A 9,575-nucleotide genomic window follows, 5' to 3' on the forward strand; every position below is an offset into this window, starting at 1 on the left:
ACCGGAAGATTTTTCGGACTGATGAGTCAGTCATGAAGGTAATCTATCTGGCCATGGAAAAAGCTTCCGAGAAATGGACCATGCCGATCAGGAACTGGAAAGCAGCCATGAACCGGTTTGAAATTATGTTTCCTGACCGGTTCAAGGAGTAATAGTTTTGGTGGCGTTTACACAGAATTATTTACAGGCTCGTCATTTATACCAGTTTAAAATTTACACATTTATAATTAGTAGTAATTAATTAATCACTATCATCTTGCCAAACAATCACTTCAAGATAATCCGCCAAAACCAACATCATGATTTCCAAGTCAGTCACCGCAGATGAAATTTAAAAATTTATTTAACCTTTCAATCATTCGATCCTTAATCGATAATGATGAGTTATCATTATTATGTTTTTTTTCATTACTCATACCTTCTGTCTTTCTTGCAGACGATTCTGGTTTGATGTATCTCCCTCTGGCTTGAGCACTTTTCTTTGCGGCCTTTGCTCTTTCATTAGCTCTTGCATTATCATAAATAGCTTTATCTTGCCTAGTGGGATTACGTGGCATCCGCCTAAGATTGCGCCCAGCAGCATCATATCCAATACTTCTATTATTAACTGGCATTTTAATTCCCTTTAATCTGCTTATCTTTTAATAATAGTCGAATGATACGCCAAGCAGAAAACATAGTGTAACTATTTGAAATTACGAAAAAATATCGATTCCTTGCATCTTTTTCATGAAAACCCCTTAAACTAGACATTTAAACAGATTGATATTATCGTGATTCACACACTAATAACCTGAGAAGCCTGCAAACAGCTGGATTTACGATGATAATTTGATAAAAAAGGTTGTTTTCAGAATTTGAACATTTTTTTTCGATGCGAAACTATTGAATAATCCAGCTTCTTACCCTGACAATGCTAAGCTGCCGCATTAAAACCACTTTCTAACATTATTTTATAGAAGATAGGATTTTTTTAAACCCTATTCACTCTAAAAATAGATCTTTGCTTTTAAGGGACTACGAAATATTTTTTTACCCGCAACTATCCCTAATCTGCTTCATATTTGCAGCCCCTCCTCATTTTTGAAACCCGGCTCAACTATCAATACCAAGATCTACTGTTAACTGTTAGGTAAGCCGAGAGAAAAAATCAAGCAGCGCACGATTTACCTGATCTGGCCTCTCTTGCTGGATCCAGTGACCGGCACCTTCAATAATGGTTGCTCCCCGGAAGTCTGTGCAGCTCATACCTGGATGTTCATAAAGATCCACCCCGGGAATCAGGCTGCGAACAATATCCTGCGAACCCGCTATAAAGCAGCTGGGCTGATTAACCGTCAGTTCAGACAGTTGAGGTAATAACTCCCAGTCTCTTTGTTGCACTCGGTAACGGTTAAGTGAACCTCTGAAACCACTCGTTTGATAGGCCTGCACAAAATACTGCAAATCATCGTCCGTTAACCATCCTGGCAAGGGGAATGGGTCAACAAGCCCATCCAGCAAGCCATCATCAGGTCCTTTAGATGCCATGAGTTGCTCCCAACTATGTTCTGTAAGACCTTCACCGGAAATAGCGTAATACATTTTTCTGAGAGATTTGGCTACATCCTTTTCCAGCTCAACTTCAGCTGCACCTTCTTTTTGAAAGTAAAGCTGATAGAAAAACTTGCCCCGATACAACTGCTCCCAAAGCGCGATTGCAGAAATCTCTCCCCGCTGCATATAGGGCACACTCAGCCCCGCAACGGCAGAAACTCTTTCAGGGTATAATGCTGCCGTATTCCAGCATATTGGAGCCCCCCAGTCATGGCCAACCAGAATTGCCTGCTGCTCACCCTGTGCATCTATCAGGCCTATCAGATCACCGGTTAGCTGAATCATGTCGTACGCATCAACTGGGTACGGCTTATCACTTCCGCCATATCCCCGAACATCCGGAGCCATAACCCGGTAGCCAGCATTTACCAACGGCTGAATCTGGTGTCGCCATGAATACCAGAGTTCAGGCCAGCCATGTACCATAATCACCAGTGGACCTGAGCCTTCTACCACAGCCCTGACTGTGATTCCATTGGTGTTGAAGTGGTGTATCGAAAACGTATCCGCCTGCATCAGTATCCCCTTGAGTTAACCTGTTCAGAAATATAGACAAGGCTTTATTGAGTACCTTTTTACTAAACGCTCATCGTCACAAACCCAACTGGACAATGACCTGCAAATAAAAAACTGCTGACTTACGTCACGGACTCACGGTATACATAAGGATTTAGCCCTCTGCAGCCTTGTAGATATCCGTCTTTCCTGCCAACATCGATTGACCTACTATGGAACTGCAAGCTGGGAATCAGCCATGTACGTACCGGAGAAACCTCTTCACTCTTACCCTTGGTGGCTAAAACCTTTCTTCTGGAGCCAGAAGCGGCGTTATGGAAAAGTCCTTAAGCCAGGGTTGTTATGGGCACGAGTCCCCAGATTATTTGCCGCTGTCGCTGCACTCTATGGCGTTCTGGATCGAAAAAAATCGCCCCTTTCACCGGAACTACGATCGCTGGTGACAGTCAGAGTATCTCAGGTTAACTGGTGCGCGTTCTGTGTTGACGTCAATGCCATGACCCTGGCGAAACGTGCGGGCAGTATGGATAAAGTGGAAGCACTGGATAACTGGCAACACTCAGATCTTTTCAGCGAACAGGAGCGTATTGCCCTGGAGTATACAGAAGCAGTGACTTACAGCGACCGCCAGGTCACTCCTGAGCTGATGAAACGGGTAAAAGAGCATTTCAATAATGACGCTGTTGTTGAACTGACAGGGCTGATTGCTTTTCAGAACATGTCCAGCAAATTCAACGCGGCTCTGGATGTTCCTGCCGAAGGTTTCTGCAAGATCCCTGAAAAAAAAACATCTTCTGAAAACGCTGATGAGCAAGGCGGAGATCACAACGCCTAAAACGACAGAAACCGTGAAATGACTATTCAATCCATTACCAAACCACTGATAGTTCTGCTGATCACTGCTGCTGTTCTCGCTATTCCACCAGCCCGAGAGTGGTTGTTCGAGATGATCCACATCCTTTCATCTCTGGATATTGAGCAGGTACGTTCCTACATTCTTGTCTTTGGCGTATGGGCACCCTTGGTTTCAGGACTATTGATGGTCGTTCAGGCGGTAGCAGCCCCCCTGCCCGCCTTTATGATTACGTTTGCCAATGCTGCCATATTTGGTTGGTGGCAGGGAGCACTGCTCTCCTGGGGCAGCGCCATGATCGCAGCCACCCTGTGTTTCTTTCTCTCACGCTGGTTTGGGCGGGAGGGCGTGGCCAGACTGACCAGTCACTTTGCCCTTGATCAGGTAGACCGCTTTTTTTCCCAACATGGCCAATACACCATACTCATTGCAAGACTTCTGCCTTTTATATCCTTTGACCTGGTCAGCTATGGTGCTGGCCTGACCTCGATGAAATTAAGACACTTTCTCGTGGCTACGGGTATAGGACAACTACCAGCCACACTGATTTATTCTTATGTTGGAGGAATGTTGACCGGTGGAAGCCGTCTTGCCGTCATGGGTTTATTAACACTGTTTGCGATAACTGTACTGATCTTTTTCCTGAAGTCCGTCTATTTCCGGGAGTCTGAGACTGCAACCGATGCGTAGGAAATCACTGCTTTCTGTTAAATACACTCGATGGTATTCATTTCTTGCCTTGCTGCTACTCCTCCCCCTGAGGCCATTATATGCGTTGCCAGAAGACTATTTTATCAGTGCAGAAACGGTGGCCAGCAATCTTAACAATTACCTTCTGATTGATGCCCGAGAACACTCTGAGTATCTCAAAGGACATATCCCGGGAGCCCGGTCAGTTCAATGGCAATCCCTTTCTGATATGAATGGTGAAGCCGGGAGCGAGACCTGGGCAACCTTGCTTAACAATAAGGAACTCGAACACCAGATACAGAAGATTGGCTTGGGTTCAACCGATAATATTGTCGTTTATGCAGATGCTCATCAAGGGTGGGGGGAAGATGGCCGGATTGCCTGGAGCTTGCACGTGGCAGGATTAAAAAATGTCCGCATTCTAAATGGAGGCTATTCTCACTGGAAAGCAAGAGGACTGAAAACCACCATCATCCCAACCTTCTTCAATACCAAAAGTGATTATGAAATAACCCGCCGAGATTCTTCATCCACCATTCACACCAAAGCCCTGTACAGAGACTACTCACAATTTCGCGTTATTGATTCACGATCACCAGAAGAATTTCGCGGTAAAATCGACCTTGGTGAGCAGCGGAAAGGACATCTGCCTGGGGCAGTGAGCTTACCATTTCAACGGCTGCTCACAGAAAGTGGAACCTTAAAATCCTTTGATGACATCAATAAAATGTTATCTGACCTGGATATTAAAAAGGCCAGCCCAATTGTGGTCTACTGTACTGCCGGTATCCGGTCCGCTCATATGGTGCTGGTGCTAAAGGCGGCTGGCTACACCAATGTCAGGAATTATACGCCCTCTTTTTATCATTGGGCTGCGTTATCCTACACACCGATTGAATGACATCTTAAAGACTGTCTTTGTTTTCTTGAAAACTCAGGAGGCTGTCCGAGAATAGTGCCCGTAACGAGGACGGCAGAAAATTGAGGCTAACAATTCGTTTTTGTGAGTTGAATAGTGGTTCTATTTGCCGAACAAACACGGATTGTTAGACCAATTTTCTGTCACCGCAGTAGGGTAGTCTCTTCTCGGGAAGCCTCCTCTTGCTGTTGCCATTGAACCAACAGGAGACAACCCTTGTTAGAACCTCGAAAGCGCGTTCTGCACTCTGCTTTTGCACTCTGCTTGTGTGTAATACTCTTTTCTGTATCCTTTCTTTTCATCACCAACGTAACTGGTTGTCGAATAATCAATCAGGAAGATACCCATTTCCCCATGGAAGAGATCACCGTATCCCAACTTCTGCAATGGCAGGAAAGCGCCATGAAACTGGTCATTATTGATGCCAGGGCAGATCACTTCTTCAACGGCTGGCCTGCTGGTGAGGGTATTAAACAGGGCCATATAAAAAATGCCGTCAGCTTTCAACCTCACTGGCTTGAACTGGCAGGCTCACCAGCAGATCAAGACCAGCTCTTAATGGAAAAAGGCATCAACAGAAATAAAACACTGGTTATCTATGATCAGAATGATGGCGATGCCAGCACGCTCTACCAGGGTTTGAAACGCTTGGGTTATACAGAGGTTTATCGACTGACTGGTGGTATTCAGGCATGGGGCGATGCTGGGAATGAAACCGCGACTCTTCCGAAATATCATAAGCTGGTTTACCCACGCTGGTTAAAACAGCAACAGGAAATAGAACAAGAACAGGCTCTGGTTATTCTAGAAGTGGGCTACGATGAACAGTCCAAATATGGCTCAGGGCACATTCCCGGGGCTATTTATCTCGACACCCGTGAAATTGAGTGGAACCAGGGCACCCCTTCATGGAATTTTATACCGGATAACCGACTGGCTAAAGTGCTTGCTCAATATGGTATTGACAGAAATACATTGGTTGTTGTGTATGCCGATGAGCTGGCCATGGGGGCATACCGAGCAGCGGTAGCTCTCCTTTATGCAGGAGTTAACGATGTGCGGGTACTTAATGGCGGCAAACGGGCATGGAAAGATCAGGGTTATAACCTGGAAACCACAGTAAATAGCCCTGTTCCTAAAGCACATACGACACTTCAGGTTCCAGAAAGTGATGACCTGGTCATCAACATTCCTGAGGTTAAAGCACTGATGAACGATCCGGATAGCATTCTGGCCAGTGTAATGACCCCGGAAGAGTTTAACGGTGAGAAATCCGGTTATTTCCGATACAGCAAAGCAGGCCATATTCCGGGCTCTGTTTTACTGGAAAACGGTGACAGTGCTTATGACATGCTCAACTATCAGGACATTGATGACACCATGCGCTCATGGACAGAGATTGAGAAAATGTGGCAGGAAAAAGGGATTACCGCAGACAAGGAAGTAAGCTTTTATTGCGGCACCGGATGGCGTGCCAGTGAAGCATTTTTTGCGGCTTATCTTATGGGTTGGAAACAGATCAGTGTCTTTGACGACGGCTGGATTGGCTGGAGTATGGACCCAACCAATCCAATAGCCCCTAAAGGTTAATTGGTTTTGCTGATCGCCTGCTGGTAGAGATGATCTACTTTCACAATATTGGCATTCAACCCATTAATACGGGTATCGTGGGACGGGTGTGTGCTCATAAATTCCGGCACACTTCCACCACTCTGCGCTGACATTTTTTTCCACAAGCTGACAGCAGCCCTTGGGTTGTATCCAGCCCTGGCCATCAATTCCAGACCGATAAGATCAGCCTCAGCCTCATTGGTTCGGCTATTGGGCAGTGTCAGTGCATAGTTCACTACGGTACTGCCAATGCTCATTACTTCAGGGCTGACCCCCAGAAGAATGCTCAGGGTATCCTGTCCCAATTGAACTGCATACGCCTGAGACATGGCCTCTCGTCCATGCTCCCGCAGAGCATGGGCCATTTCATGCCCCATAATGGCGGCGATTTCATCATCGGTAAGCTTCAGGGTGTCAATGATGCCGGTATAAAACATAATCTTGCCCCCAGGCATACAGTAGGCATTGAGTTGTTTATCCGTCATCAGATTGACTTCCCACTTCCAGCTTCGGGCATCCTGTCTGAACACGCCGACATGAGACACCAGCCGGTCAGCAATCGTCCGCAGACGTTTAACGTCTTCAGACTTCCGGTTCAACACCTCTTTTTCCCGGGCTTTTTTGAGCTCTTCCTGGTAAGCCTCGACAGACATGGCATTCACCTGGCTTTCTGAGAGCAAGGAGAACATTTTCTGCTCACGCTGGACACCAATAGTGCTTGAGTTGGTTGTTGATACCGTCTGGCACCCTGCCAGAAGAATACACAGGCTAACGCCCAGAGCTTTTAACCACTTCATCCCCATTACCTGTTTCTTCAATATTTCATTCTTTATTGTCTTTGCCTGATGATACCAGCCATTGCTTTATGCGCTGGCATGCTTCATACAATTTTGGGCAATACTGCTGCACAAAAACATCTGGGTCATACTGCCCTTCTGCTACCGCAGCAAGAGCCTTTCCTCCATCAAAGTCTACAAACGCCATTCTGACAAATAACTGATCTGCCATTAAACCAAAATCACTACCGGGAAGCACTGCTATACCGGTATCTGATAGCAAGTTATTGCAAAGTTCACCTGAGGTTTTGAGTCCACGAGCCATCAGCTGCTCTCTGAATGTCTCAAAACTGACAAACAGATAAAAACCGCCCACTGGGTCTGCCATTTTTAACCCCACAGCCCTCAGGGAATCCACCATAAAACGGGCGATCAATGCCAGGACCTGTCGACTTCGTTCAAGATAGAGATTGATCTCTGAACTCTCTGAAAAAGCGGTACACGCCGCATACTGAATTGGAGCGCTGGTTGAAGTAAAAGTTTCACTGGCAATCACAGCCATGGCGTCCTGCACTCTTCGCAGCTCTTTTGGAAAGATCATTGCCCCCAGGCGCCACCCTCCTGCCCCACACCATTTACTAAGCCCTCCACTGATAATTGTCCCCTCAGGGTAGAAGCCAGCCATCGAACAATGTTGCCCAACAAAACGGGTTTCACCGTAGATTTCATCAGCAATAATGATAATTTTCTGTTTCCTGGCCACATCAGCCAGAGCCTTCAGACTATCCGGATCATAGCTTGAACCCGTTGGGTTTGAAGGATAATTGAGTAAAAGAAATCTTATCTCATCCCCAGGTGGGGGTAATTGTTCAAGTTGCTTCGGAGAAACCTGCCACTGATTCTCCATCTCTGTCGGCAGGTATCGTACTTTGCGCCCAAGCATGAGAGCTTGGGGAACATAGGACACCCAGCTGGGAGCGGACAATATCAGCTCTGCCTGACAGGCCATCTGAATATTAAACAGTAACTCTTTAGAGCCTGGACCAATCAGAACCGAATCCGCATCAATCTCAAGGCACTCCCTTCGCTGGTAATAATCCGCCACCGACTGGCGTAAAGCCTGAAGCCCACGAACAGGCAGGTAGTCCTTTTCATGAGCATGCTTCTTAAGGCTTTTGACGACAATATCAGGTACTGGAAACGGAGACTGCCCCAGCCCAAGACGGATTATATCTCGACCTTCTTTAATCAACTGCTGGCTAAGCTCATTGATTTTCAGCGTTGCGGATGGTTCAAGGGCTTGTACCCGATGATTAAGCTGGCTTTCGTGAATCATGGTTCTGGCATCCTTGCGCTGACTGGCGCATAACTCACTTTATCAAAACAAGACTTATTCAGAAGCCTTGCGGACTAGTGCAACTGCGATAGTCTCTTGAACCCTGAGCAGCAACACTCCCTTAGTTTACCAGCGTACTTTTATTTGGGACTTTTTCAAAGAGAGGCTACGGCTTTTACTATGTAAACAAAATGTCAGGTCAAAAATAACCAATGTACTAATATGAGCTTTCACTGTGCCAACCCAACAATCAAAACCTTATTTCTTCAGGGCTCATTTAATGGATCTTAAAATAGCAGGTAAAACACTATCACAACCTTACCAGCAAATGGCCTCAACCTCTTATGATACTGGCTCACCAAGAATAAGAGTTAAAGAAGTAGAGCCACTGAGAAAGCTATTGTTATCAGAACCTACCCTATTGGTTAAAACAGCCAAAGAGCCTCACCCTTTTTCAAAATTAACTGAATTACCTTCTACAAGTGCTTCGGAAGGCCGTGAAGAATACCATGGTGATGATAAAAGAACACGAGCCAATTTTAGTGAAAAAAGACGAAGAAACCATCAAGCCAAGCTATACCAAGCTTTGAGAGATACATTAGGGGTAAGCAATTCCACATCAAGACAAACGATAATTACCATCTGTATTGAGCTCGTTTCTTTACGTGAAGGCACTTCCTTCCAACCTAAGCAGAAGATAGTTGAACTGAATTTACAACATGGTCTTAGCAAAACAGAATGGCATAACCATTTAGAACGAGAGCGAAGAGATCAGCTAAAAAAATCATTAGAACATTTAAAGGAATGTTTAAAATTAACCACTAAAACAAGCATTAAAGCCATTTTGGAGAAATGCCTTGAAGAAATAAGAGCGATAAGAAAGAAGGATCAGTCGCCAAGTAGGTATTGCCGACAAGAGAAACACCCAAAGTCTACTATAGAAAAAAAAATAGCAACACTCTCCACAAGAACAAAAAAAAGTTCAATAGAGCAACATTATTTAGAGAAAATCAAGATCATTCTCTGCATACCAAAAGACTCAACACGTCAGTATGTACTCGCTAACGCCTTATACTTTATTCAACACAAAGAAAAGCCTGAAAAAATTCAAATACAAAAAATGCTTGGCAACATTAAAAGGATGACAAATAATACCAATCGCATTTTCTAAATCCTTAAGCTGCCGCCAACTATGCTTAGGCATCATTACCATGCATTATCTAGAACAGATGTCTCGTCGACCACAGCTACCCGAAGGTTTTAATGATGTTGATTTTC

General features: G+C 45.1%; 9 protein-coding genes and 1 pseudogene. 6 read left to right on the plus strand and 4 right to left on the minus strand.

Annotation, left to right across the window (positions count from 1 at the left end; all coding sequences use genetic code 11):
* Positions 1-152: pseudogene (locus tag AK963_RS35700) on the plus strand (IS256 family transposase); the annotation flags it as partial.
* A 159-nt stretch (positions 153-311) separates the two neighbouring features.
* Here the strand turns inward: AK963_RS35700 and AK963_RS32330 are convergent.
* Both AK963_RS32330 and AK963_RS21300 read right to left on the minus strand, forming a co-directional pair.
* A complete protein-coding gene (locus tag AK963_RS32330) occupies positions 312-614 on the minus strand; it encodes a hypothetical protein (protein ID WP_139117571.1) in 303 nt (100 codons plus the stop codon).
* 514 nt (positions 615-1,128) lie between these two features.
* Positions 1,129-2,112 (minus strand): alpha/beta fold hydrolase, encoded by a 984-nt coding sequence (locus AK963_RS21300; protein ID WP_066017439.1) that lies wholly within the window; start codon positions 2,110-2,112, stop codon positions 1,129-1,131.
* Positions 2,113-2,350: 238 nt separating this feature from the next.
* Here AK963_RS21300 and AK963_RS21305 point away from each other — a divergent pair, with 238 nt between their 5' ends.
* The 4 genes from AK963_RS21305 to AK963_RS21320 all read left to right on the plus strand — a co-directional run bounded on the left by AK963_RS21305 (position 2,351) and on the right by AK963_RS21320 (position 6,164).
* A complete protein-coding gene (locus tag AK963_RS21305; protein ID WP_066017440.1) occupies positions 2,351-2,947 on the plus strand; it encodes a carboxymuconolactone decarboxylase family protein in 597 nt (198 codons plus the stop codon).
* 18 nt (positions 2,948-2,965) lie between these two features.
* Positions 2,966-3,655, plus strand: a complete 690-nt coding sequence (locus tag AK963_RS21310) for a TVP38/TMEM64 family protein (protein ID WP_066017441.1) — start codon at positions 2,966-2,968, stop codon at positions 3,653-3,655.
* Complete coding sequence (locus AK963_RS21315; protein ID WP_083232826.1) at positions 3,648-4,556, plus strand: sulfurtransferase; 909 nt, start codon at positions 3,648-3,650, stop codon at positions 4,554-4,556. Before AK963_RS21310 ends, AK963_RS21315 begins: the two co-directional genes overlap by 8 nt.
* Positions 4,557-4,790: 234 nt before the next feature.
* Positions 4,791-6,164 (plus strand): sulfurtransferase, encoded by a 1,374-nt coding sequence (locus AK963_RS21320; protein WP_139117572.1) that lies wholly within the window; start codon positions 4,791-4,793, stop codon positions 6,162-6,164.
* Here the strand turns inward: AK963_RS21320 and AK963_RS21325 are convergent.
* Together AK963_RS21325 and AK963_RS21330 are read right to left on the minus strand one after the other, a co-directional pair.
* On the minus strand, positions 6,161-6,982 hold the full coding sequence (locus tag AK963_RS21325; RefSeq protein ID WP_066017446.1) for a M48 family metallopeptidase: 822 nt from the start codon (positions 6,980-6,982) through the stop codon (positions 6,161-6,163). The two genes, AK963_RS21320 and AK963_RS21325, sit on opposite strands and share 4 nt — an antisense overlap.
* A gap of 25 nt (positions 6,983-7,007) precedes the next feature.
* Positions 7,008-8,297, minus strand: a complete 1,290-nt coding sequence (locus tag AK963_RS21330; RefSeq protein ID WP_066017443.1) for a pyridoxal phosphate-dependent aminotransferase — start codon at positions 8,295-8,297, stop codon at positions 7,008-7,010.
* A 280-nt stretch (positions 8,298-8,577) separates the two neighbouring features.
* On the opposite strand from AK963_RS21330, the gene AK963_RS21335 reads away from it, so the two are divergent.
* Positions 8,578-9,468, plus strand: coding sequence for a helix-loop-helix domain-containing protein (locus AK963_RS21335; protein ID WP_066017444.1), 891 nt, complete (start codon positions 8,578-8,580; stop codon positions 9,466-9,468).
* The last annotated feature ends 107 nt before the right edge of the window (positions 9,469-9,575 follow it).

This window comes from Endozoicomonas atrinae (genome assembly GCF_001647025.1).
GTDB lineage: Bacteria > Pseudomonadota > Gammaproteobacteria > Pseudomonadales > Endozoicomonadaceae > Endozoicomonas > Endozoicomonas atrinae.